Origin of the sequence: Streptomyces racemochromogenes (assembly GCF_039535215.1) — a bacterium.
Classification (GTDB): domain Bacteria; phylum Actinomycetota; class Actinomycetes; order Streptomycetales; family Streptomycetaceae; genus Streptomyces; species Streptomyces racemochromogenes.
On the sequence record NZ_BAAAWT010000001.1, the window covers coordinates 6306470 to 6330003 of the forward strand.

Annotated in this window: 19 protein-coding genes; 12 read left to right on the forward strand and 7 right to left on the reverse strand. The window is 74.8% G+C overall.

Going from position 1 to position 23534, the window contains the following annotated elements; translation table 11 throughout:
• Positions 1–41: 41 nt before the first annotated feature.
• The 3 genes from ABD973_RS29025 (at position 42) to ABD973_RS29035 (ending at position 3889) form a co-directional block, all read left to right on the forward strand.
• Positions 42–1970, forward strand: coding sequence for an ABC transporter ATP-binding protein (locus tag ABD973_RS29025; protein WP_345502963.1), 1929 nt, complete (start codon positions 42–44; stop codon positions 1968–1970).
• Between the two features lie 62 nt (positions 1971–2032).
• A complete protein-coding gene (mltG, locus tag ABD973_RS29030) occupies positions 2033–2917 on the forward strand; it encodes an endolytic transglycosylase MltG (RefSeq protein ID WP_125820238.1) in 885 nt (294 codons plus the stop codon).
• A gap of 126 nt (positions 2918–3043) precedes the next feature.
• On the forward strand, positions 3044–3889 hold the full coding sequence (locus tag ABD973_RS29035) for a hypothetical protein (RefSeq protein ID WP_125820237.1): 846 nt from the start codon (positions 3044–3046) through the stop codon (positions 3887–3889).
• On the opposite strand, the gene ABD973_RS29040 is transcribed toward ABD973_RS29035, so the two are convergent.
• Positions 3814–4953: an FAD-dependent oxidoreductase gene (locus ABD973_RS29040; RefSeq protein ID WP_125823865.1), complete on the reverse strand. Its 1140-nt coding sequence runs from the start codon at positions 4951–4953 to the stop codon at positions 3814–3816. The genes ABD973_RS29035 and ABD973_RS29040 overlap by 76 nt on opposite strands.
• 151 nt (positions 4954–5104) lie before the next feature.
• Between ABD973_RS29040 and ABD973_RS29045 the strand changes: the two genes are divergently transcribed.
• A complete protein-coding gene (locus ABD973_RS29045; protein WP_345502966.1) occupies positions 5105–10288 on the forward strand; it encodes a caspase family protein in 5184 nt (1727 codons plus the stop codon).
• Positions 10285–11145: a hypothetical protein gene (locus ABD973_RS29050; protein WP_345502968.1), complete on the forward strand. Its 861-nt coding sequence runs from the start codon at positions 10285–10287 to the stop codon at positions 11143–11145. The genes ABD973_RS29045 and ABD973_RS29050 overlap by 4 nt, the downstream gene beginning before the upstream one ends.
• A 23-nt stretch (positions 11146–11168) precedes the next feature.
• Here ABD973_RS29050 and ABD973_RS29055 read toward each other — a convergent pair whose 3' ends face one another.
• Positions 11169–12023, reverse strand: coding sequence for a helix-turn-helix transcriptional regulator (locus ABD973_RS29055; RefSeq protein ID WP_125820234.1), 855 nt, complete (start codon positions 12021–12023; stop codon positions 11169–11171).
• Between the two features lie 101 nt (positions 12024–12124).
• Here ABD973_RS29055 and ABD973_RS29060 point away from each other — a divergent pair, with 101 nt between their 5' ends.
• A complete protein-coding gene (locus ABD973_RS29060) occupies positions 12125–13600 on the forward strand; it encodes an MFS transporter (RefSeq protein WP_386381965.1) in 1476 nt (491 codons plus the stop codon).
• A gap of 117 nt (positions 13601–13717) precedes the next feature.
• Here the strand turns inward: ABD973_RS29060 and ABD973_RS29065 are convergent, their stop codons facing one another.
• Positions 13718–14404: an HAD family hydrolase gene (locus ABD973_RS29065; protein ID WP_125603974.1), complete on the reverse strand. Its 687-nt coding sequence runs from the start codon at positions 14402–14404 to the stop codon at positions 13718–13720.
• A gap of 47 nt (positions 14405–14451) precedes the next feature.
• Positions 14452–14931 carry an Lrp/AsnC family transcriptional regulator gene (locus ABD973_RS29070; protein WP_125603973.1) on the reverse strand — a complete coding sequence of 160 codons (480 nt, stop codon included), beginning with the start codon at positions 14929–14931 and terminating at the stop codon, positions 14452–14454.
• 161 nt (positions 14932–15092) lie between these two features.
• On the opposite strand from ABD973_RS29070, the gene ABD973_RS29075 reads away from it, so the two are divergent.
• Positions 15093–16490 carry a cryptochrome/photolyase family protein gene (locus tag ABD973_RS29075; protein WP_125820232.1) on the forward strand — a complete coding sequence of 466 codons (1398 nt, stop codon included), beginning with the start codon at positions 15093–15095 and terminating at the stop codon, positions 16488–16490.
• A 4-nt stretch (positions 16491–16494) separates the two neighbouring features.
• The gene (locus ABD973_RS29080) at positions 16495–17472 is read left to right on the forward strand and encodes a MerR family transcriptional regulator (protein ID WP_125820231.1); all 978 of its coding nucleotides are present in this window, start codon (positions 16495–16497) and stop codon (positions 17470–17472) included.
• Here ABD973_RS29080 and ABD973_RS29085 read toward each other — a convergent pair.
• Both ABD973_RS29085 and ABD973_RS29090 read right to left on the reverse strand, forming a co-directional pair.
• A complete protein-coding gene (locus ABD973_RS29085; protein ID WP_345502973.1) occupies positions 17405–18028 on the reverse strand; it encodes an RNA polymerase sigma factor in 624 nt (207 codons plus the stop codon). The two genes, ABD973_RS29080 and ABD973_RS29085, sit on opposite strands and share 68 nt — an antisense overlap.
• 99 nt (positions 18029–18127) lie before the next feature.
• Positions 18128–18835 carry a YoaK family protein gene (locus ABD973_RS29090; protein WP_125820229.1) on the reverse strand — a complete coding sequence of 236 codons (708 nt, stop codon included), beginning with the start codon at positions 18833–18835 and terminating at the stop codon, positions 18128–18130.
• A 79-nt stretch (positions 18836–18914) separates the two neighbouring features.
• Between ABD973_RS29090 and ABD973_RS29095 the strand changes: the two genes are divergently transcribed.
• Positions 18915–19508 (forward strand): histidine phosphatase family protein, encoded by a 594-nt coding sequence (locus ABD973_RS29095; protein ID WP_125597203.1) that lies wholly within the window; start codon positions 18915–18917, stop codon positions 19506–19508.
• 7 nt (positions 19509–19515) lie between these two features.
• Here the strand turns inward: ABD973_RS29095 and pdxR are convergent, their stop codons facing one another.
• Positions 19516–21009 (reverse strand): MocR-like pyridoxine biosynthesis transcription factor PdxR, encoded by a 1494-nt coding sequence (gene pdxR, locus ABD973_RS29100; protein WP_345502976.1) that lies wholly within the window; start codon positions 21007–21009, stop codon positions 19516–19518.
• Between the two features lie 46 nt (positions 21010–21055).
• Here pdxR and ABD973_RS29105 point away from each other — a divergent pair, with 46 nt between their 5' ends.
• Genes ABD973_RS29105 through ABD973_RS29115 form a run of 3 tightly spaced genes read left to right on the forward strand, consistent with a single transcriptional unit; the run spans position 21056 to position 23510 of the window.
• The gene (locus tag ABD973_RS29105; protein WP_241253140.1) at positions 21056–21508 is read left to right on the forward strand and encodes a carboxymuconolactone decarboxylase family protein; all 453 of its coding nucleotides are present in this window, start codon (positions 21056–21058) and stop codon (positions 21506–21508) included.
• Positions 21509–21563: 55 nt separating this feature from the next.
• The gene (locus ABD973_RS29110) at positions 21564–23081 is read left to right on the forward strand and encodes an APC family permease (RefSeq protein ID WP_345502980.1); all 1518 of its coding nucleotides are present in this window, start codon (positions 21564–21566) and stop codon (positions 23079–23081) included.
• Between the two features lie 9 nt (positions 23082–23090).
• On the forward strand, positions 23091–23510 hold the full coding sequence (locus ABD973_RS29115) for a universal stress protein (RefSeq protein WP_345502982.1): 420 nt from the start codon (positions 23091–23093) through the stop codon (positions 23508–23510).
• Positions 23511–23534: the final 24 nt, after the last annotated feature.

A 23534-nucleotide genomic window follows, 5' to 3' on the forward strand; every position in this document is an offset into this window, starting at 1 on the left:
CAATGAGCTAGGCTCATCGCAGTCCCGCCTGAAGGAGGCCCATGCCCCACGACGAACCGAAGTGGACCCCATCGAACGAAGCCCTCGACCCCACCCGCCCGGCCCCGGCGGACCGCCCCCGCGAGCTGCGCCGCATCCTCGGCCTGTTCCGCCCCTACCGCGGCCGGCTCGCCGTGGTCGGAGCACTCGTCGGCGCCTCCTCGCTGGTCGGCGTGGCCTCGCCGTTCCTGCTCAGGGAGATCCTGGACGTCGCGATCCCCCAGGGCCGGACCGGGCTGCTCAGCCTGCTCGCGCTCGGCATGATCCTCACCGCGGTCGTGACCAGCGTCTTCGGCGTGCTCCAGACGCTGATCTCCACCACCGTCGGCCAGCGCGTCATGCACGACCTGCGCACCGCCGTCTACGCCCAGCTCCAGCGGATGCCGCTGGCCTTCTTCACCCGGACCCGCACCGGCGAGGTCCAGTCCCGGATAGCCAACGACATCGGCGGCATGCAGGCCACCGTCACCTCGACCGCGACCTCGCTCGTGTCGAACCTGACCGCCGTGATCGCCACCGTCGTCGCGATGCTCGCGCTCGACTGGCGGCTGACCGCGGTCTCCCTCCTGCTGCTGCCGGTGTTCGTGTGGATCAGCCGCCGCGTCGGCAACGAGCGCAAGAAGATCACCACGCAGCGGCAGAAGCAGATGGCCGCCATGGCCGCGACCGTCACCGAGTCCCTCTCGGTCAGCGGCATCCTGCTCGGCCGCACCATGGGCCGCTCGCAGTCCCTCACCGACGCCTTCGTTCAGGAGTCCGAGAAGCTCGTCGGCCTGGAGGTGCGCTCCAGCATGGCCGGCCGCTGGCGGATGTCCACCATCGGCATCGTCATGGCCGCCATGCCCGCGCTGATCTACTGGGCCGCGGGCATCGCGCTGCAGACCGGCACCCCCTCGCTCTCCGTCGGCACCCTCGTCGCCTTCGTCACCCTCCAGCAGGGCCTGTTCCGGCCCGCCGTGAGCCTGCTGTCGACCGGGGTGCAGATCCAGACCTCGCTCGCGCTGTTCGCCCGGATCTTCGAGTACCTCGACCTGCCGGTGGACATCACCGAGCGGGAGGATCCCGTACGGCTGGACCGCGCCCGCGGCGAGATCCGCCTGGAGGACGTCCACTTCGCCTACGAGACGAAGACCGGTCCCACCCTCGCCGGCATCGACATCACCGTCCCGGCCGGCGGCTCCCTCGCCGTGGTCGGCCCCACCGGATCCGGCAAGAGCACCCTCAGCTACCTGGTGCCGCGGCTGTACGACGTGACCGGCGGACGGGTCGCCCTCGACGGGGTCGACGTGCGCGACCTCGACTTCGACTCGCTGGCCCGGTCCATAGGCGTCGTCTCCCAGGAGACCTACCTCTTCCACGCCTCGGTCGCCGACAACCTGCGCTTCGCCAAACCGGACGCCACGCAGGAGGAGATCGTCGAAGCCGCCCGCGCGGCGCAGATCCACGACCACATCGAGTCCCTGCCCGAGGGCTACGAAACCCTGGTCGGCGAGCGCGGATACCGGTTCTCCGGCGGCGAGAAGCAGCGCCTGGCCATCGCGCGCACGATCCTGCGAGACCCGCCGGTGCTCATCCTCGACGAGGCCACCAGCGCCCTCGACACCCGTACCGAGCACGCCGTGCAGCGGGCGATCGACAACCTCTCCGAGGGCCGCACCACCATCACCATCGCCCACCGCCTGTCCACCATCCGCGACGCCGACCAGATCGTGGTCCTGGACGCCGGACGGATAGCCGAGCGCGGGACGCACGAGGAACTGCTGGGGGCCGGCGGCCGCTACGCCGCACTGGTCCGCCGGGACCGGGACGCCGCCGCCCAGGCGCCCGACCGGGAGCGCGGCGGCTCCGCGACAGGGCCCGCGGGAGAACCTGCGGGAGAACCCGCGGGGGCGTCGGAGGGCGAGCCCGTACCCACTCCGGTGAACGTGTGATCGTAGGACTGGCGCGGGGTGTGATGCCCGGAAGGCGCCGGTCCGGGGGTTAACGTGCCCGCATGCCCGACGAGCACCGGCCGTACCAGCCGCACCGGCCGCCGACACCGCGCCGCTCCCGGCTCACCCGGCGGGGCCGGCTGGTCCTCCTCCTCGGCGGGCTCCTCGGCATCGGGCTCGCCACGCTGGTGACCGGCCCCCTGCTGCCGCGGGAGGAACCGCCCGAGAAGCCGCGCCGGCTGCTGATCCCCGAAGGCTGGCGGGCCGCGCAGGTCTACGCCGCCGTCGACCGCGAACTGCGGCTCCCCGCCGGCACCACCAAGGCGGCCGTCGCCACGGCGGCCCTGGACCTGCCGGCGGAGGCGAAGGGCAACCCGGAGGGCTACCTCTTCCCGGCGACCTACCCGGTGACCAAGGAGTCCACCCCGGCCTCGCTGCTCTCGTTCATGGTGCGCACGGCACACCGCGAGCTCGCCACCAAGGCCGTCGCCGACGGCGCCAAGGCGCACGGGATGACCCCGTACCAGACGGCCACCCTCGCCAGCGTCATCGAGGCGGAGGCCGACGATCCGGCCGACATGGGCAAGGTCTCCCGGGTCGTGCACAACCGGCTGGCGAAGTCGATGCCGCTCCAGATGGACTCCACCCTCAACTACGCCCTGGGCCGCACCACCGTGGACACCACGCTCGGCGACACCCGCATCGACCACCCCTTCAACACCTACGCGCGCCAGGGCCTGCCGCCCACCCCCATCGACAGCCCGGGCCTGCGGGCCATGGCCGCCGCCGTCGCGCCGACGCCCGGTGACTGGCTGTTCTTCGTCACCGTCAAGCCCGGGGACACCCGCTTCTCGGCGACCTATGAGGAACACAGGAAGCACGTCGCGGAGTTCAACCGGCTCCGCGCCGCCGCCGGCCCGCCGGCCAAGGCCCCCGCCGCGAAATGAGCGGGCGCCGCCGCCGCACCCCGGCCTACCATCGGCCGCCTGACGGGACGCGCGGACAGGGGGCGGCGGAACATGGGGCGGTCATGGTGGACACGTCGTACGAAAACCCGCGCGCCCGCGCCGGCCGTGCCGGACGGCACCGCACCGCGGGCGGAGGAAGCGCACGAGGACCGGGAGGACGCGGCAGCGGCCGCCGCCCGCCGGCACCTGGAGGAACTCTGGGGCGGTGACGTGGCGGACTGGCAGGAGTGGCTGGCCCGTTCCCCGGAGGGGGTCGACCTGCTCCTGTGGTGGCAACGGCGGCGCGAGCTCCCCGCCCTCGTCGGCCCGGACCGCTACCGCGAGCGCCTCGCCGTGCTGCTGTCCCGGGCCGCCCCGCGCGACATCGCCGCCCTGGGCCTGGGCTGCAGCCGCCGGGTCGACCGGCGCTGCCGCACCCCGGAGGTCTGCGGCCAGGACCCCGCCCCGCCCCCGCCCGGCAGCCCGGCCCCCCACAGGTCCGGACCCGTGCCCGGGGCGTGCAGCCGCTTCACCGACTGCTACAGCGCGTACGAGGTCCGGGTCCACTTCACCGGCGACGACCGCCACCGCGCCGTTCTCCTGCTCCGGGGCGGCCCGGACGCGGCCCGCATGTGGGTGGACGGCGTCCCCGTCGGCGAGGGCCGCCGGCTGGACAACGGCGGGTGGTGGCAGGACGACCGGTTCTACGTGATCCGCGTCGGCGGCCCCGACGGCCATCCGCTCCAGGGCCTCGGCGACATCGGGGACTGGCTCTGCCGGATCGTCTCCCTCCTGGTGTACGACGCCGAACGGGCCGTGGAGCACGTGTTCGTCCCCGGGCCCGACGAGGAGTGGACGGACCCGGTGCTGGAGATACGCGACGGCGCCGGCCACCTCTACGCGACGCAGGAGGCCCGCGAAGCCGGCACCGCCGACCGCGAGTTCCCCCTGAACGCCCCGTCCCCGGGCTGAGGCGCCGCCGGGCGGCGCGTCAGCAGGCGGCGGATCTCGCGTACCGCGGCCCCGCCCGCGCGGTTGGCGCCGATCGTCGAGGCCGAGGGGCCGTAGCCCACCAGGTGGACCCGCTCGTCGCGCACCGCCCTGGTCCCCTCCACCCGGATCCCGCCGCCCGGCTCCCGCAGCCGCAGCGGCGCCAGGTGGTCGACGGCCGCCCGGAATCCGGTGGCCCACAGGATCACGTCGGCCTCCACGCTCCGCCCGTCCGCCCAGGCGACGCCGGCCGGGGTGATCCGGTCGAAGACGGGCAGCCGCTCCAGCACCCCGGAGTCCAGCCCCGCCCGCACGGCCTCCGTCAGGGCCAGCCCGGTCACGCTGACCACGCTGCGCGGGGGCAGTCCCCGCCGGACCCGCTCCTCCACCAGCGCCACCGCCGCCCGCCCCTCCGCCTCCCCGAACGCCCCCTCGCGGAACACGGGAGGCCGCCGCGTGACCCAGGTGGTCCCCGCCGCCACCTCGGAGACCTCCAGCAGGTGCTGCACCGCCGAGGTGCCGCCGCCCACCACGACGACCCGGGCCCCCGCGAACGCCCCCGGCCCGGGGTAGCCGGCGGTGTGCAGCTGGCGGCCGCGGAACAGCTCCTGGCCCGGGTAGCGCGGCCAGAACGGCCGGTCCCAGGTCCCGGTGGCGTTGACCAGCGCCCGCGCCGACCAGCTCCCGGACGCGGACTCCACCAGCAGCCGCCCGGCGTCGCCCTCGCGCACGGCCGTCACGTCCACGGGCCGCCGCACCCGCAGCCCGAACCGCTCCTCGTACGCCGCGAAGTACTCCCCGATCACCTCGGACGAGGGCCGCAGCGGATCGGCGCCGGTCAGCTCCATGCCGGGCAGGGAGTGCATGCCGTGGACCTTGCCGTAGGTCAGCGAGGGCCACCGGAACTGCCAGGCCCCGCCGGGGCGCGGCGAGTGGTCCAGCACCACGTGGTCGATCCCGGCCCGCCCCAGGTGGTAGGCGCTGGAGAGCCCCGCCTGACCGGCCCCGACGACCACCACGTCCACGTCCGCCGCGTCCCTCAGCATTTCGTTCACGGTTCTACCAACCCGCGTCGGATGCCGGATCTTCCCGGATGATCCGAAGCCCCTGCGCGGCGCGGCGGCGCGTCGCTAGAGTCGGCTGCGTCACAGGGGACGGCGGCTTGGGGGCTCGGTGGGGCGGCGCTTCTTCATCGGCATGGGCACCGGCAGGTACTGCCACCTCCCCCCGGAGGAACAGCTCGACTCGGTGCCCTCGGACATCGCCGCCATGGCCCGCCTCTTCGAGGGCTTCGGCTACGAGCGCGCACTCTCCGGGCTGGGCGAGTACGACGGCGCCGAACAGCTGCGCCGGAAGCTGAGCCACTGGTCCGCCGACACCGCGCTGTCCGGCGACGACGTCGTGGTGGTGTACTTCGCCGGCCACGGCGCCGTCGAGGAGCGCGACCGGCACTACCTGCTCTGCTGGGACACCCGGGACACCGACCTCGCCACCACCGCCCTGGCCACCGAGGACCTCGTACGCATCCTCTGCAAGGGCGGACTGCGCCACGCCCTGCTGATCCTCGACACCTGCTCCGCCGGAGCCGGTACGGCCGACGCGGCCGCCGCCGCACTCCAGACGATCATCTACCGGGGCGTCGCCGCCGACTCCTCCGCCGGACTCTGGTTCCTCGCCTCCGCCCGGCGCAAGGAGATCGCCCTCGACGGCGCCTTCGTCCCCGTGCTCGGCGCGGCGATCGAGACCACGACCGAGCGGACCGGACAGCGCCAGCAGTACCTCGACCTCACCGAGCTGGTGAAGGCCGTCAACGAACGCTTCGACCTCGCCGGCCGGGGCCAGCGGGCCGAACTGGCCAGCGCACTGGTCACCGGACTCGCCCCGTTCCTGGCGAACTCCGGCTACCGCGAGGAATTACCGCCGGCCGGCACCGACCTGGAGGTCCAGGGGCGGGTCGCCGCCAGGGAACTCGCCGAGCACTTCGGCCCGCGCTCGCGCGGGGTGGAGTTCGAGTCCGAACAGGGCCTCTACTTCAGCGGCCGGGTCAACGTGCTCACCGACGTCGCCGCCTGGCTGACGGCCGAGGAGGGCGACGGCCGGGGCCGCGTCGTCACCGGCGTCCCCGGCTGCGGCAAATCCGCCGTCCTCGGCCGGATCGTCGCCCTCTCCGACCCCGCCTACCGGGCCCGCCTCGACCTCAGCGGCGTCGACCCGAACACCGTGGTCCCGGTGAACTGCGTGACGGCCGCCGTCCACGCCCGCCACAAGCGCCTGGAGGAGATCGTCGAGCGGATCGCCTCCGCCCTCGGCACCGAGGCCGACGGCGTCGCCGCCCTCCTCCAGGAACTCACCCGGCGCGGCCGCCAGGGCCCCCCGCTGGTCATCGTCGTCGACGCCGTCGACGAGGCCGGCTCCGACACCGCCGCCGACGCCGGCGGCCACGGCGAACCCCGGCGCATCACCCGCGAACTGCTGCGCCCCATGGCCGAGATCCAGGGCGTGCGCCTCCTCGTGGGCACCCGGCGCGAACTCGTCACCGCCCTCGGCCCCACCTTCACCTGCCTCGACCTGGACCGGGAGGAGTACCAGGCCGGGGCCGAGGACGTCTCCGCGTACGTCGCCCGGGTGCTGCTGGCAGCCGAGGAGCCCGAGGTCCGCACCCCGTACCGGGACCGTCCGGCCCTGGCCCGGACCGTGGCGCGCGGCGTCGCGGAGAAGGCGGCAGGCGTCTACCTCTACGCCAGGATGACGGCCCGGACGCTGCGCTCGGACGCCGAGCCGGTCGACACCGGCCGGCCGGGCTGGGAGGACAACCTGCCCAGCGAGGTCGGCGAAGCCTTCGACGACTACCTCCAGCGCTTCGGCCCCGACGAGCCCCGCGTACGCCGCATGCTGCTGGCGCTGGCGTTCTCGGAGGGCAAGGGGCTGCCGCGCGGGCGGGTGTGGACCGCACTCGGCTCCGCCATCTCCGGAGTCCCCTGCTCGGAGGAGGACGTCAGCTGGGCCCTGGACGTCGCGGCGGCGTACATCGCCGAAGTCACCGACGACGACCGCCGCTCGGCGTACCGGCTCTACCACAAGGCCCTCGCCGAGCACCTGCGCGCGACGGCCGCCCAGGACGCGCACGACGTCCAGCACGCCGTGGTCGACGCGCTGTTGGGCCTGGTACCCCAGGCGGAGGCGCAGCAGCCCGACTGGTTCGCCGCCGTGCCCTACGTACGGCAGCACCTCGCCACCCATGCCGTGGCGGCCGGACGGCTGGCGGAGCTGATGGAGGACCCGGGGTTCCTGCTGGCCAGCGAACCGCTCACGCTGCTGCGGGGGTTCGCGGCCATGGAGGGCGAGGGCGTGCCCGGGGTGCGCGGCGCCTACGAGCAGATCGCCCACCGGCTCACTCCCGACACCCCGCTCGGGGAGCGCGCCGCCGACCTCCAGCTGTCGGCCCGCCGCTGCCGGGCCGACCGGCTGGCCGACCGGGTCGGCGAGCTCGCGGTGACCCGCCCCTGGTCGACCACGTGGGCCTGGTGGTCCACCAGTGGGGCCCACCGGCTGCTGAACGGTCATGACCGACCGGTCACGTGTGTGGCGACGGGCACGCTCGACGGCCGGCCCATCGCCGTCACGGGCAGCGAGGACTCCACGGCACGCGTGTGGGACCTGACGACCCAACGCCCCATCGGCGAGCCGCTCCCGGTCGCCATCCCGGTCAACGCCCTGGCCATCGGCGAACTCGGCGACTACTCGGTCGCCCTGACCGGCGGACACGACGGCACGGTCCGGATCTGGGACCTCTCGGCCGGTCAGGAGTACGGCGAGCCGCTCACCGGCCACACCAACAAGATCCTGTCGATCGCGATCGGCGAGGTGCTCGGCAGACCTCTCGCCCTGACCGGGAGCGCGGACGGCACCGCACGCCTGTGGGACCTGACGGACCGGCGCCAACTGGGTCAGGAGCTCGTCGTCCACCGCAGTGCGGTGCACGGCGTGGCTCTCGGCAGGCTGGACGGCCGGCCGATCGCCCTCACCGGCGGCGACGACAAGGCCGTGTACGTATGGGACGTGCGCGACGCGCTGGACGGAGGGAACGCCCAGGTCCACGGCCGGCCGTTGATCGGCACGGTCAGCTCGGTACAAGCGGTGTGCGCCGTGGAACTGGACGGACGCTCGCTGGCGCTGGTGTGTGACGCGGTGGGGATGCTCGGCTGCTGGGACCTCGCTGACCGACGCCAGATCGGAGAACCGGTCCCGGCGCACAACGACAGGCTGGCGGGCCCGTATTCGGTGGTGACCGGTGACATCGCCGGCCGGCCCGTCGTGCTGACCTGCGCTTCGAGCTCCGCGAAGCTCTGGGACCTGCGGACGCTCCGCCCGCTCGGCCATCCCCTGCGCGGACACCTGAACACCATGACCGCCGCCGCCCTCGCGGTGTACGGGGACACGGCGCTCGCCGTCACCGTGGGCGCGGACCACACCGCACGGATCTGGGACCTCGCGGCCGATCGGCCCGACGACGGGCTGACCAGGTCGATGGCCACCACCGCGTACTGCGAGTGGGACGGGCGCCCCGTCGTCGTGACCGGTGGGGAGGACGGCGCCGTTCGGGCCTGGGACCTGCGGACCCGGCAACAGCTGGGCCCGGCCTTCGAGGGGCGTTCCGCCAGGGCGACGACCCTGGCCGCCACGGTGGTCAAAGGCCGGCTGACCGTGGCGACCGGCGGAGCCGACACCGTGGTCCGGGTGTGGAGCACGACCGGGGACCGTGCCGTTCACCTGGACTTGGAGGGGCATACGAACGCCGTCGAATGCACCGCCTTCGGTGCCCTGGCGGGCAGGACGGTCCTGGCCAGCGGAGGGGCCGACGGCACGGTCCGCGTCTGGGACGTGGAATCCGGCACGATGATCGGCCGTCCGCTCGCCGGCCATGTGGGGGACGTCGAGCACCTCGCCCTGCGCTCGGACGGAGGCGCGCTGGAGGTCGTCCTCGCGACGGACGCGGACCACGCGTACGTGTGGCGGATCGAGCAGGGCGAGGACGGGCCCCGGGTACGCCGCTGCGGGCACCGCGCCGTGCGGGACGTGGACCAGTTCGCCTCGGTCGCGAGCGTGGCGTTCCACCGGGGCAGGGCGGTGGTGCTCACCGTCGCCGGCACCGGCAACCTCAAAGTCCGGGAAGTGATCAGCGGTGCCGTGGTGGCCGGACCCTTCCCCATGCTCGGATCGGTGCTGGCGGCGACCCTCGCGCAGGTGGGCGGCGAATCCGTCGTGGCGGCCGGCGGCCGCAACCAGCTCCGGATCTGGCGCCTGGATCCCCGCGAAGCACCGGGGACGCGCACGGAACCGAGGTGGTGCCTGGAGCCGGCGACGGTGCACACACCCCCGCTCTTCGGCCGGTCGGACGGCATGCCGGTGGTCGTGACCACCGGCAGTTCGGACGTGCTGATCTGGGACCTGAACGGAGGTCACGTGGTCGGCGAGCCCCTGGGCGGTGGCACGAAGAGGCTGGTGTCAGCGGAGATCATGGAGGGCCGAGACGGCCGGGCGCTGGTCGTGACGGGTGCCAGCAACGGGGTCGTCCGCCAGCACGACCTCGGCGACGGCAGTCAGGTGGCGCCACACCTGACGCACGACGGCTCCTTCCAGCCCGTCACCACGGTACAGATGGGCGGCCAGGTCCTGGTGGTACGCAGCAGTTGGGCGGCGACTTCCGTCTGGGACCTGGAGACCCGTCGCCAGCTGGCGAGGCGGCAGGGCAGCGGAGACATCAGTCGCGTCCTGCGCGTCGGCGACCGCCGGATCGTCGTGTCGGCGACGGGTGAGAACGTGCTGGAGGCCTGGGAGCTGGACACCCAAGGGGCCCTCTGCGCACCGATGTTGGGCCATGTGGGTCCGGTGTCGGCCCTGCGCGACCTGCTCGTCGACGGCGTCCACACCCTCGTGAGCGCCTCGCGCGACGGCACCGTGCGGCTCTGGGACCTGCTGACCGGAAGCCCGGTGTGCGATCCGCTGGGCGGCTACGCGCTGGGGGTGACCGCCTTGGAGGCGGTGCGGCTCGAAGGAGCCCCGCTCGCCGTCGTCGGATCGGGTGACGGCCACGTCCACGTCCGCAGACTGGACGCCGACCGGTCGGTCGTGGGGGAGTTCCCGCGCTTCGCCTCAGGCGTCAGTGAGATCCGCTTCGCCGAAGTCAGGGGCCTGCCCACCCTCGTCGCCGCCGACCGGCACGGCCTGCTGCGCGTCGGCCGGATGAACACCTTCACCTGGACGTCCGAGATCGACATCGGCAGCACCGTCAACGGCTTCTCCATCGACCGCGAAGGCCACATCTGCGTGGCCACCGACATGGGCGTCGTCGCCCTCACCCTGGCGGAGGTGCGGCCGTGAGCCGGATCGTGTTCGTGCACGGCATCGCGCAGGAGGTGGTGGGCCCCGAGTCGCTGCTCGCCGAGTGGTACCCCGCGCTCTGCGACGGGCTCGCCCTCGCCGGCGGGGAGGTGCCCGCGCGGGACGAGGTCGCGATGGCCTGCTACGGGGACCTCTTCCGCCAGGCCGGGCACCGGGGCATCGGGACGCCCGAGCTCGACGCCTCCGACGTGGAGGCGGGGCTGGAAGAGGAACTCCTGCTCCAGTGGTGGGAGTACGCCGCCCGGATCGACCCCCGGCTGCCCGGGCCGCGGGACCGGGCCCGGCTGCGGACCCCGTACCCGGTGCAGCGGGCGCTGGACGCGCTCAGCCACTCGGCGTTCTTCGCCGGGGCGGGGGAGCGGCTGATGATCGGCGCGGCCCGGCAGGTGCGGCGGTACTTCACCGAGCCCCGCACGCGGGCCGCCGTCCTCGGCCGGTTCGAGCGGGCCCTGACCGACCGCACCCGGGTGGTCGTCGCGCACTCGCTCGGCTCGGTCGTCGCGTACGAGGCCCTGTGCGCGGCCCCCGACCGGCCGGACGTGGTGCTGGTGACGCTGGGGTCCCCGCTCGGGGTGCGCAACCTGGTCTTCGACCGGCTGGTCCCCCCCCCGCACGCGGGGCGCGGCCGCTGGCCCGCGTCCGTGCGGCAGTGGGTGAACATCGCCGACCGGGGTGACCTGGTGGCGCTGGCCAAGGGGCTGGCGCCGCTGTTCGGGGAACGGGTGCGGGACGTGCCGGTGCACAACGGGGCCAGGGCGCACGACGTACGGCCCTACCTGACGGCCCGTGAGTGCGGCGCGGCGATCGGCGAGGCGCTGGCGCACCGGAGCGGCTGAGCGGCCACCGGCTCCGGCGCCCGTCAGGCGGCGACGGGGGACAGGGCCCGGAGCCGCTCCAGGCCCCGGCGGGACTCCTCGTCCACCGGGACGAAGGTCGTCAGCCGCGACCCGGAGGCCGGGCCCAGCCACATGCTGGTGTGTTCCAGGCGCAGCGGCCCCACGTGGGCGTTGCGGATGTGCTTGGTGTTGCCGCCCGCCGAGACCACCTCGTGCCGGGCCCAGATCTCCCGGAACTCCGGCGAGGCCGCCTCCAGCCGGGCCAGCAGCGTCTTCCACGCGGGCTCGGCCAGGTGCCCGGCCATCGAGGCCCGGAACTTCGCCGCGAGCAGCCGGTTCACGCCCGGCGTGTCGACGAGGGAGGCCCGCCAGTCGGCGTTGGTGAACGCCAGCCACACGCAGTTGCGGTCCTCGGGCGGCACCGTCTCCAGGTCGCACAGCAGCCGCCCGTACGTCCGGTTGTGGGCGAGGATGTCGTAGCGGCTGTTCTGCACGCACGCCGGGATCGGGTCCAGCTGGTCGAGGACGGCCCGCAGCGCCGGCGTCACGCTCGGGCAGCGGGTGTTCGGCGCCGGGTCGGTGGTGCCCGCCAGCGCGAACAGGTGCGCGCGCTCGCTGGAGTCCAGCAGCAGGGCCCGCGCCAGCGCGTCCAGCACCTGGGGGGACACCTGGATCTCGCGGGCCTGCTCCAGCCAGGTGTACCAGGTGACGCCGACGGCGGAGAGCTGCGCGACCTCCTCGCGGCGCAGCCCGGGGGTGCGCCGGCGCGGACCCCTGACCAGTCCGACCCGCTCGGGCGTGATCCGCTCGCGGCGGCTGCGCAGGAAGTCGGCGAGCTCGTGGCGGCGCAGGTCGCTCGCCGGGGCAACGGTGGTCATGGCACCAGGATGCGGTACCGCCCATCCCGTTGCCAGGTACTCCTGGTACCAGGATGAGGAGACTCTGGTACCAGGCTGAACGGCGGCGGATCGTTCCTTCCGTGAGCGAAACGACCGTACGCACGACCCACCCGTCCCCGTCCGCCCCCGCGTCCCCGCCCGTCCCGGCCACCGCCGGGCCCAAGGCCGCGGAGCCCACCGTCCTCACCCCGCTCGGGCTGTTCACCGTACTGCTGGGCGCGGCCCTCCCTCTGATCGACTTCTTCATCGTCAACGTGGCGCTGCCCGCCATCGACGCCGACCTCGCCGCCGGCCCGGCCATGCTGGAACTGGTCGTCGGCGGCTACGGGGTCGCGTACTCGGTGCTGCTGGTGCTGGGCGGCCGGATCGGCGACACGGTCGGCCGGCGCCGGCTCTTCCTGGCCGGCATGGCCGCCTTCGGGCTGACCTCCCTGGCCTGCGGCCTGGCGCCCACCGCCTGGACGCTGGTCGGTGCCCGGGTCGCCCAGGGCGCGGCGGCGGCGCTGATGCTGCCGCAGGTCCTCGCCACCATCCAGGCCACCACCCGGGGCCCGCGCCGGGCCCGCGCGATGAGCCTGTACGGAGCCACCGCGGGCCTGTCCATGGTGGCCGGGCAGATCCTCGGCGGGGTGCTGGTCGCCGCCGACGTGGCCGGGTCCGGCTGGCGCTCGGTGTTCCTCGTCAACGTGCCCGTGGTGGTGGCGGGGCTGTTCCTCGCCGTCCGTGCCGTACCGGAGACCCGCTCGGACCGTCCGGCGTCGGTGGACGTCCCCGGCACCCTGCTGCTCGCCCTCACCCTGGTGTCCCTGCTGCTGCCCCTGACCGAGGGCCGGGCGGCCGGCTGGCCGCTGTGGACGTGGGTGGCGCTGGCCGTGTTCCCCTTCGCGGCCTCGGCCTTCTACCTGACCGAGCGGCGCGCCGACCGGCTCGGGCGCACCCCGCTGGTGCCGCCGAGCCTGCTGCGCCTGGCCTCGCTGCGGCGCGGGCTGGTCATGCTGGTGCCGTTCTCGATCGGCTTCAGCGGCTTCATGTTCGCCGTCGCCGTGGCGCTCCAGCAGGGCCTGCGCATGGGCCCGGTGGCGGCGGGACTCGCCCTGGTGCCGCTGGCCGTGGCCTTCTTCGCCGCCTCGCTCGCCGGACCCCGGCTGGTCGGCCGGTTCGGCAGCCGGGTCGTCACCGCCGGCGGGGTGGTCCAGGCCCTCGGCATCGCCCTGGTGCTGGCGGCCGCCTGGTACGGATGGCCGGACCTCGGGCTCGCCGGCCTGGCCCCGGGCGTCGCCGTCGCGGGCCTCGGCCAGGGACTCCAGCTGCCGGTGCTGATGCGGCTGATGCTCTCGGACGTCCCGGCGGACAGGGCCGGCGTGGGCAGCGGCGTCATGATCACCACGCAGCAGTCCTCGCTGGCCCTGGGCGTGGCGACCCTCGGCACCCTCTTCCTCGCGCTGTCCGACTCGCTGGGGATGCGCGACGCGCTCGCGGTGACCCTGCTGGTGCAGCTGGGCCTGATCGTCGTCACGGTGGGGCTGAGCCTGCGCCTCCCGCGCGCGATCCGCTGAACGGGCCCCGGGGAGCGCGCCGCCCCCTGACCGCGCCGCCCAGGAACGCGAGGTCCCCGGGAGCCCCGCGCCCCGGGAGCGCGCCGCCCCCGGCGGCCCGGCGCTCACCGGCCGCCGTCAGGCGCGGGCGGCGCTCCCGCCCGCGAACAGCCACTCCTCGGCGGCGTCCGCGTCGAACTCCCGCTGGCCGCCGGCGAAGAGCAGCCCGGCCGCCGCGAACGCCGGATCGCCGGCGGTCTCCGCCACGTACGGGACGGCCACGCAGCGCATCCCGGCGGCGCGTGCGGCCAGTGCCCCGGGCGCCGCGTCCTCGACCACCACGCAGTCCGCGGGCCGGGCGCCGAGCCGGCGGGCCGCCTCCAGGAACACGTCCGGCGCGGGCTTGCCCCGTTCGACCTCCTCGGCGGAGACGGCCGTCCTCAGCAGCGCGCCCAGCCCGGTGCCCTCCAGCACGGCGTCGATCGCCTCCCGCGAGGAACCGGAGGCCACCGCCATGGGCACGCCCCGCGCGTGCAGCCGTTCCACGAAGGTCCGCATCCGGGGGAAGGCCTCGGTGCGGGTGCGGGCCAGCTCCAGGTAGGCGGCGTTCTGCTCGGCCAGCAGCTGTTCGACCGGGGGCCGCAGGCCGTAGCGGTCCTTGAGGACCTCCAGGGTCTCCAGCGTGCCGATGCCGATGAACCGGGCGTGCTGCTCCCACGTGAAGTCGGGCACGCCGTGCCGCTCCAGGGTGAGGCGCCCCGACTCGTAGTAGTTCGGTTCGCTGTCCACGAGAGTGCCGTCGAGATCGAATATGACGGAGATCATCCGCTTTGGCCCGTCCTGCCGGTCGTGTACCTGTCCCGGCCATCCTGTCAGGATGTGCGAGCCGCCCGCCCCACGGACTCCACCAGCGGCAGCAGCCGGTGCGCCACCCGCTCCCGCAGGGCGACCTCCGTCCGCGTGCGGACCACCCCCGGAAGCCGGATCAGCCGCTGGATCACGTCCTCCAGATGCCCCGCGTCCCGCGCCACCACCCGCGTCAGCAGGTCCCCGCCCCCGGTGATCGAGAAGGCCTCGACGATCTCCGGAACGGTCGCCAGCGCGTCCCCGACCTCGTCCAGGTGCCCCTGGGTGACCTCGATGTGCACGAACGCCAGCACCGGATGCCCCAGCGCGGCGGGGGAGAGGACCGGCCCCGAGCCGGTGATCACCCCGGTGCGCTCCAGCCGGTCGAGCCTGGCCTGGAGGGTGCCGCGCGCCACCCCGAGGATCCGGGCGTACTCGCGGACACTGGTGCGCGGCTGCTCGATCAGCAGGCGCAGGATCCGGGTGTCGAGCTCGTCCACCGCCATGTCAGGACTGTACCAATCGCCCGGAATATCCCGCCGCCCGGAACGACCGCACCCGATCACGGGGGACCACCGCATCCGATCACACCCCCGGCGCCGAAGGACAGGGTGACAGCCGAGCAGGGTGACAGCCGCCCCCAAGCCCCCGACACGGAGCCGAGCGCATGAACACCGCAGTGGTCCTGTACACATCCGACCTGCGCGTGCACGACCACCCGCCGCTGCGCGCCGCCCTCTCGTCCTGCGACCGGATCGTCCCGCTCTTCGTCCGCGACCGGGCCATCGCGGACTCCGGCTTCGCCGCGCCCAACCGGCTGGCCTTCCTCGCCGACTGCCTCACCGACCTCGACGCGGCCCTGCGCGAGCGCGGCGGCCGCCTCGTCCTGCGCTCCGGCGACGCCGTCGCCGAGGTCTGCGCGCTCGTCCAGGAGGCCGACGCCGACGAGGTGCACATGGCCGCGGGCGTCAGCCGCTACGCCCGGGCCCGCGAGGAACGGCTGCGCGAGGCACTGGAGGCACAGGGCCGCCGTCTCTACACCCACGACACGGTGGTCACGGCGGTCGCCCCCGGAGCGGTCGTCCCCTCCGGCTCGGGCGCCGACCACTTCTCCGTCTTCACCCCCTACCTGCGCCGCTGGACGGAACTGCCCCCGCGGCCCGTGGCCGCCGCGCCCCGCCACGTACGCGTCCCCGAGGACATCGGCTCCGAGGAGCTGCCCCGCCGCGCGGCCGTCACCGGAACCTCCCCCGGCCTCGCCCGCGGCGGCGAACGCGAGGCCCGCCGGCTGCTGGCCGACTGGCTGCGCTCCGGCATCACCCGTTACGAGGACGTCCACGACGACCTCGCCGCCGACGCCACCTCCCGGCTCTCCCCGCACCTCCACTTCGGCACCCTCTCGCCCACCGAAGCCGTGCACCGCTCCACCGCCGTCGGCGGCGCCGGAGCCGAGGCCTTCGTCCGGCAGCTGTGCTGGCGCGACTTCCACCACCAGGTCCTCGCCGCCCGCCCCGGGGCCGCCACCGCCGACTACCGCACCCGGCACGACCACTGGCGCACCGGACCGGCCGCCGAGGAGGAGCTCCAGGCCTGGAAGGACGGCCGCACCGGCTACCCGGTGGTCGACGCGGCCATGCGCCAGCTGCACCACGAGGGCTGGATCCACAACCGCGGCCGCCTGCTGGCCGCGAGCTTCCTCGCCAAGAGCCTCTACGTCGACTGGCGCGCCGGCGCCCGCCACTTCCTCGACCTCCTCGTGGACGGGGACGTCGCCAACAACCAGCTCAACTGGCAGTGGGTGGCCGGAACCGGCACCGACACCCGCCCCAACCGGGTCCTCAACCCCGTCCGCCAGGGCCTCAAGTACGACCCCGACGGCCGCTACGTCCACCGCTGGGTGCCCGAGCTGGCCGGACTGCCCGCGCCCCGCGTCCACGAACCCTGGCGGCTGCCCGGCACCGAGCGGGCCCGGTACGACTACCCGCCGCCGCTCGTCGAACTCGCCGACGCCCTCGACCGCTTCCGCCAGGCGCGGCCCGGCACCGGGACGGGCGGCGTACCGTAGGCCGGTGGACCCCGAACCCGCCCTGAGCACCGGCGCCGTCGCCCGCCGCCTCGGGGTCTCCCCGACCACGCTGCGTTCCTGGGAGCGCCGCTACGCCATCGGCCCGGCCCACCGCGAGGACGGCCGGCACCGCCGCTGGACGCCCCGGGACATCGCCCGTCTGGAGGAGATGTGCCGGCTCACCGCACGGGGCGTGCCCCCGTCCGAGGCGGCGCGGGCCGCGCTCGGCGCAGCACCCGCCGCCCGCGCGGGCGGGACGGCGGCGGCCGTGGCGCCGGGCGGGCCCGGTGCCCTCCCCCTCGGGGAGGCGCGGCCGGAGGGACGGGGGCTCGCACGGGCCGCCGTACGCCTGGACCAGCCGGCGGTGGCGGAACTCCTGGAGGCCGCCCTGGCGGAACACGGCCTGGTCACGGCGTGGGAGGAGGTCATCGCGCCCACCCTGCACGCGGTCGGCCGCAAGTGGGCCTCGGCGGGGGAGCGTTACGTCGAGGTGGAGCACCTGCTGTCCTGGCAGGTCTCCGCCGCCCTGCACCGGATCCGCCCCGCGCGGGACCAGGCACGGGTGCCCCCGGTGCTCCTCGCGTGCGTGCCCGGGGAGCTGCACTGCCTGGCCATCGAGGCCCTGGCGGCGGCCCTCGGCGAACGGGGCGTGCCGGTGCGGATGTTCGGCGCCGCCCTGCCCGCCGGGGCGCTGTGCGACGCGGTACGGCGTACGGGTCCGCGTGCCGCCGTGCTCTGGGCGCACTCCCGCACCACCGCGGACCGGGCCCTGGCCCGCTCGGTCGCCGGCATCGAGTGGGGGCTGCGGGGCGCCCGCGGCCACTCGGCGCTCCTGCTCGCCGGACCCGGCTGGGGCCCGGAGTCCCAGGGGCCGCGCACCGGGCGGCTGTTCGGGCTGCGCTCCGGCCTCGGGGTCATCGCCGACCTGGTGGCCGGGCAGGCTCCAGCGACCGACGCAGGGCGTGCAGGGCCCGTCGCATGAGGCTCTTGACGGTCCCCAGCGGGAGCCCGGTGCGCTCCGCGATCTGGCTCTGGCTCAGATCGGCGTAGAAGGCCAGGCACAGCACCCGCCGCTGGGCCGGGGGCAGCAGGGCCAGCTCCCCGAGGACCAGCACCCGGTCCACGGCCTGGTCCGGCGGCGGCCCCTGCACCGCCTCCCGCGACTCGCCGGCGCGCCGCGCGGCGGCCCGCACCACCCGCGCCAGCCGGACCCGGACCTCCCGGGCGTCGGCCACCTTGTGCCGGGTGATGCCGGCCAGCCAGGCACCCATCCCGCCGGGCCCCGGACGGTACCCGGCCCGGCCGCGCCAGGCGGCGAGGAACACCTGCTGGGTGACGTCCTCGGCCTCGCACGGATCGGCCAGGGCGCGCAGGGCCAGGGCGTGCACCATGGGCCGCCAGCGCCGGTAGACGGCCTCCACGCAGGCCTCGTCGCCGACGGCGAACCGGGCCGCGAACCCGGGCTCCGTCGAGGGTTCGGCGGCGCCGGCGGGGGCGTCGCCCTGCGGGCGGGAGCCCTGCCCGGGAACGGTGTCCATACGAGGAGCCTCCCGAGCCCCCGCCCCCACCCTCCACCCGCACCGTTTCCGCACCGATTCCCCGGGCCCCGCTCCCGCCCCGCCCGGGCCTGCCCCCCTTCAGCAGGTGCCGGGGCGTAGCTCCGGCTGTCGGACGTAGGCCAGGCCGACCGCGCACACCACCGCCGACGCCGGCAGCAGCAGCCAGTTCACCGTCCACCCGGCCCGCACCAGCAGGGCCCCCGTCAGCCCGCCCGCGAACATCGCGGCGACCGCCCACGCCCGCCGCCCCCACGCGCCCGTGCCGTAGCCGAAGGCGCTGTCGTGCCCCAGCGCCGAGCCGCCCAGCAGGGCCGTCATCGACCGGGTCACCAGGGTCGTCGGCACCCCCGGCATGTTGACCCGCATGCTGGTGACGTTGCGGAAACCCATCGCGCCCGCGAGGACGGCGGCCGTCATCAGGTGCCGCGCGGCCGGGTTGCCGTACCGGGGCGGCACGCCCCACCCGACGCAGGCGGCGGCCAGGACCAGCGCCGCCTCCACCGCCAGGCCGATCACGAACCAGTGCCGCCCCCGGGCCTGCGCGGCCCCCTCCAGCCGGGCCGCGCACACCGCGCCGACCGCGAACGACAGCAGCGACACCCCCGACGCCAGGGCGGGCAGGCTCCCCTGATGGGCCGTGCCGAAGGCGAGGAACAGCACGTTGCCGGTCTGCATGGCGGTGAACACCGGCCCCAGGGCCAGCAGGCTGACGGCCTCGATCAGCCCCGTCACCCAGGTCAGCACCAGCAGCAGGACCGTCAGCCGCCTGCACTCACGCACGTCCATGACGCCCGACAGTGACACGCCCGCCCGCCTCCGGCGACCCGACATGCCGGGCCCCGGCCCGCCGCCGTAGGGTCCGGACATGAGTGAACTGCTGCTGGTGAGGCACGGGGAGACGGCGTGGAGCGCGAACGGGCGCCACACGGGGCTGACCGACGTGCCGCTGACCGCGCGGGGCGCCGACGAGGCCCTCTCGCTGGCCCCCTACTTCCGCGACCGCGAACCCGCCCTGGTGCTGACCAGCCCGCTCAGCCGGGCCGTCGCCACGGCCGAACTCGCCGGGCTCACCGGCGGGATCCCCGAACCCGACCTCCACGAATGGGACTACGGCGGCTACGAGGGCGTCACCACCGCCGAGATCCAGCGCACCCGCCCCGACTGGTCGCTGTGGACCGACGGCGTCCCGCCGGGCGACGACCGGCACCCGGGCGAGCAGGCCGCTCAGGTGGGCGTCCGCGCCGACCGGGTCCTCGCCCGCGTCGCGCAGACGCTGCGAGCCGGCCGGGGCGACGTCGTACTCGTCGCCCACGGCCACTTCCTGCGCGTCCTGACCGCCCGCTACCTCGGCCTGCCCCCACAGGACGGCCGGCTCTTCCTGCTGCGCACCGGTACCGTCAGCGTGCTGTCCACGGAGCACGGGCTCCCGGTCATCGCCGGCTGGAACACCCGTCCCTGACCACCCCTCAGACCGCCTGCGGCGGCTCGGGCAGGGCCAGGCACAGCGCGTCGAGTGCCGCCGCGAACGCGTGCTCGGGCGGGGTGCCGTAGCCCAGCACCAGACCGTCCCGCGGGGCCATGGCGCTGGCCGGGTGCAGGTACGGGCCCAGCCCGTCCAGCGCCAGCCCCGCCCGGCGCGCCGCGCGCAGGGCGGCCGCCTCCGTGCCCGGCGGCAGCTCCAGCACCGCGTGCAGCCCGGCCGCGACCCCGCTGACCCGGACGTGCGGGGCCTCGGCCGCGAGCCGCGCCGCCAGCAGGTCCCGGCGGCGCCGGTAGACCTGCCGCATCCGGCGCAGGTGGCGGTCGTAGCCGCCCGAGGAGACGAACTCGGCCAGGGTGAGCTGGTCCGTCACCCCCGACCACATCTCGCGCTCCCCCTTCGCCTCCAGGACCTCGTCCACCAGCCGGCCCGGCAGCACCATCCAGCCCATCCGCAGCGCGGGCGACAGGCTCTTGCTGACGGAGCCGACGTACACGATCCGCTCCGGGTCCAGGCCCTGCACGGCGCCGACCGGCTGGCGGTCGTAGCGGAACTCCCCGTCGTAGTCGTCCTCCACGACGAGCCCGCCGCGGGCCCGCGCCCAGTCCACCACCGCCGCCCGCCGCTCGGGGTGCAGCGGCCCGCCCGTCGGGAACTGGTGCGCCGGCGTGAGCAGCACGGCCCGCGCCCCCGTCCCCGCGAGCTCCCCGACCCGCGTGCCCCGGCCGTCCACGGTCAGCGGCACCGTCGCCCTCCCGGCCCGCTCCAGCACCTCCCGGTGGAACGGCAGCCCGTACGACTCGACGGCGACCGGGCCCGTCAGGACCGGCCCCAGCAGTTCCAGGGCGTGCGCGAACCCGGAGCAGAGCACGATCCGGTCGGGGGAGGTCCGTACGCCCCGGGCCCGCGCGAGGTACTCCGTCAGGGTGCGCCGCAGCTCGATCCGGCCGCGCGGGTCCCCCACCCCGAAGGCGTCGTGCGGGGCGGCGGCCAGCGCCCGCCGGGCTGCGCCCAGCCAGGCCGTACGGGGGAAGGCCGAGGCGTCGGGGGAGCTGGGCGCCAGATCGTGGACGGTACGCCGCCGCGCGGGCCGGGCCGGACCGCGCGGCCGCTCGGGCTCCAGCGGGACGGCCCGCTCCGCGACCCGGGTGCCCGACCCTTGGCGCGCCGACAGCCAGCCCTCCTCGACCAGCTCCGCGTAGGCGTCGGCGACGGTGTTGCGGGCGATCCCCAGGTCGGCGGCGAGCGTCCGGTAGGGCGGCAGCCGGGTCCCCGGCGCCAGCCGCCCCGAGTGCACCGCCTCCCGCAGGGCGCGCATCAGCCGGGCGCGCAGGCTGCCCCCGCCGCTCAGGTCCAGGTCCAGGTACAGATCGCTGCCGCTGCCGCTGCCGCTGCCGCTGCCGTCGCCGCTGCCGCCGCCGCTGCCGTCGCCATCGCCGGAGGGATGCTCCTCCGCCGGATTGACCCAAGATCCCCGCATGGAAATGCACCCTACGCCCGGTCGATCACCCCCGTAGGTTCTTCACATGACAACTTTTCAGGTTCCCGAACGCATGAACTTCTCCGCCGTCGCCCCCCGTGTCTTCAAGGCCGTCCTCGCCCTCGACGCCGCCGCCCGCAAGGGACTGGACCCCGTCCTGCTGGAACTGGTCCAGATCCGCGCCTCGCAGATCAACCGCTGCGCGTACTGCATCGACTACCACACCGGCGACGCCCGCAAGGCCGGCGAGTCGCAGGAGCGCATGCACCAGCTCTCCGCCTGGCACGACTCCAGCCTGTTCACCGAGAAGGAACGCGCGGCCCTCGCCCTGACCGAGGAGATCACCCTGCTCCCCGGCGGCGTCTCGGACGCCGTCTACGACGAGGCCGCACGCCACTTCGGCGAGGAGGAGCTCGCCCAGCTGATCGCGCTCGTCTTCACCGTCAACACCTGGAACCGGATGAACGTCACCACCCGCAAGACCCCCGGCACCGAGTGACCCGGCCCGCCCCGCCCGCCTCGCGCGCGGCCGCCGTGTGCGTGACGATGCGTACATGAACGACGGCGACCGCGCCGGGGCGGGCAGCACCATCGGCGACGCCGGCCCCGAGGAGGGCCTGAAGGCCAATGCGATCGGCTTCCTCGACGCCCTCGTCATCGGCCTGAACTCCACCTCGCCGGCCTACTCGCTGGCCGCCGTCATCGGCCCGATCGTCGCCCTGGCCGGCATCTACGCCCCGGGCGTGATGCTGGCCTCGTTCGTGCCGATGCTGCTCATCGCCGCCGCCTTCTACTACCTCAACAAGGTCGACCAGGACTGCGGCACCACCTTCTCGTGGGTGACCCGGGCCATGGGCCCCTGGGCGGGCTGGCTCGGCGGCTGGGCCATCACCATGACCGGGGTGCTCGTCATCGGCTCCCTCGCCGACGTCGCCGTCCACTTCGGACTGCTCGCCGTCGGCCTCGACGACTGGGCCGCCAACCAGGTCGTCCGCCAGACGCTCACCGTCCTGGTCATCCTCGCCATGACCGCCGTCTGCGTCATCGGCACCGAGATCTCCGCCCACCTCCAGGACGTCCTGATCCTCGCCCAGGTCCTCTTCCTGCTGGTCTTCGCCTTCGTCGCCATCTACCGCGTGTACGCCGGCACCAGCACCCTCGACGCGATCGAGCCCTCACTCACCTGGCTCAACCCCTTCGGGGCGGGCGGCGCGGCCCTCACCGGCGGACTGCTGCTCGGCGTGTTCATCTACTGGGGCTGGGAGTCGGCCGTGAACCTCACCGAGGAGGTCGAGGACTCCGCCACCGCCCCCGGCAAGGCCGGCATCTGGTCCACCCTGGTGCTGCTGGTCACCTACCTGTCCGTCGGCTTCGCCATCGTCGCCTACGCCGGGACCGAGTTCCTCGCGAAGAACGCCGCCGAGGAGGAGGCGGTCTTCGCCGTCCTCGCGCACGAGGTGATGGGCGGCTGGGACTGGATGGTGCTCCTCGCCGTCTGCACCTCCGCCCTCGCCTCCACCCAGACGACGATCATCCCCGCCTCCCGGACCGCCCTGTCCATGGCCCGGCGCCACGCCCTGCCCCCGCACCTGGCCCACATCCACCCGCGCTTCCACACCCCCGAGGTCAGCACCTGGTGGGTGGCCGGCATCGCCATCGCCTGGTACCTGATCGTCAACCGGATCAGCGAGAACGCCCTCCTGGACTCCCTCACCGCGCTCTCCCTGCTGATCGCCTTCTACTACGCGCTCACCGGTGTGGCCTGCGCCGTCTACTACCGCCGCCACCTGCTGGAGAACGCCCACAACTTCTTCCTCATCGGCGTGGGCCCGCTGGTCGGCGCCGGACTGCTGACCTGGCTGCTGGTGGAGTCCGTCGTCGACATGTCCGACCCGCGCAACTCCGCCGGCGGGACCTCGTGGTTCGGTCTCGGCCCGCCGCTGGTCATCGGCATCGGCATCGCGGCCCTCGGCGTGGTCCTCATGTGCTTCTGGCGGGTCCGTGACGGCAGGTTCTGGCAGGAGCGCCGCGGCGTGGTCGACCCGGCCCTCGTGCGCGGCGCCAAGGGCTGAGGAGGCCGGATGTCCGTGGTCCTCGGTTACGACGAATCCCCCGGCGCGGAGCGGGCCCTGCGGGTGGCGCTGGAGGTGGCCACCGCCTTCGGGGAACCCCTGGTCCTCGTCTACGGGGCCGCGGCGCCCGGAGCCACCGGGGAGGAGTACCGCGCCCACCGCGAGGCCGTCCTCCAGGCCGGCCGGGCCGCGCTCGCCCGGGCCGTCGAGGCCGCCGACGAGGCCGGCGTCCCCTCGACGGTGGAGGTGGTGGACGACAAGCCGGCCCAGGCCCTGCTCGCCGCCGCCGAACGCCACCGCGCGCGGGTCATCATCGTCGGCAGCTGGGGCGACAGCCCGATCCGGGGCGCCCTGCTCGGCTCCACCCCGCACAAGCTGCTGCACCTCTCGCCCGTCCCGGTGCTGTGCGTGCCGACCGAGGACCCCTGACCCTGCCGGGACCGGCGGACCGGC

Coding starts and splice junctions, on each gene's coding strand:
- ABD973_RS29025 (WP_345502963.1), top strand. CDS start 42: ATGCCCCACGACGAACCGAAGTGGACCCCATCGAACGAAGCCCTCGAC.
- mltG (WP_125820238.1), top strand. CDS start 2,033: ATGCCCGACGAGCACCGGCCGTACCAGCCGCACCGGCCGCCGACACCG.
- ABD973_RS29040 (WP_125823865.1), bottom strand. CDS start 4,953: ATGCTGAGGGACGCGGCGGACGTGGACGTGGTGGTCGTCGGGGCCGGT.
- ABD973_RS29045 (WP_345502966.1), top strand. CDS start 5,105: ATGGGCACCGGCAGGTACTGCCACCTCCCCCCGGAGGAACAGCTCGAC.
- ABD973_RS29055 (WP_125820234.1), bottom strand. CDS start 12,023: ATGACCACCGTTGCCCCGGCGAGCGACCTGCGCCGCCACGAGCTCGCC.
- ABD973_RS29065 (WP_125603974.1), bottom strand. CDS start 14,404: ATGATCTCCGTCATATTCGATCTCGACGGCACTCTCGTGGACAGCGAA.
- ABD973_RS29070 (WP_125603973.1), bottom strand. CDS start 14,931: ATGGCGGTGGACGAGCTCGACACCCGGATCCTGCGCCTGCTGATCGAG.
- ABD973_RS29075 (WP_125820232.1), top strand. CDS start 15,093: ATGAACACCGCAGTGGTCCTGTACACATCCGACCTGCGCGTGCACGAC.
- ABD973_RS29085 (WP_345502973.1), bottom strand. CDS start 18,028: ATGGACACCGTTCCCGGGCAGGGCTCCCGCCCGCAGGGCGACGCCCCC.
- ABD973_RS29090 (WP_125820229.1), bottom strand. CDS start 18,835: ATGGACGTGCGTGAGTGCAGGCGGCTGACGGTCCTGCTGCTGGTGCTG.
- ABD973_RS29095 (WP_125597203.1), top strand. CDS start 18,915: ATGAGTGAACTGCTGCTGGTGAGGCACGGGGAGACGGCGTGGAGCGCG.
- pdxR (WP_345502976.1), bottom strand. CDS start 21,009: ATGCGGGGATCTTGGGTCAATCCGGCGGAGGAGCATCCCTCCGGCGAT.
- ABD973_RS29105 (WP_241253140.1), top strand. CDS start 21,056: ATGACAACTTTTCAGGTTCCCGAACGCATGAACTTCTCCGCCGTCGCC.
- ABD973_RS29110 (WP_345502980.1), top strand. CDS start 21,564: ATGAACGACGGCGACCGCGCCGGGGCGGGCAGCACCATCGGCGACGCC.
- ABD973_RS29115 (WP_345502982.1), top strand. CDS start 23,091: ATGTCCGTGGTCCTCGGTTACGACGAATCCCCCGGCGCGGAGCGGGCC.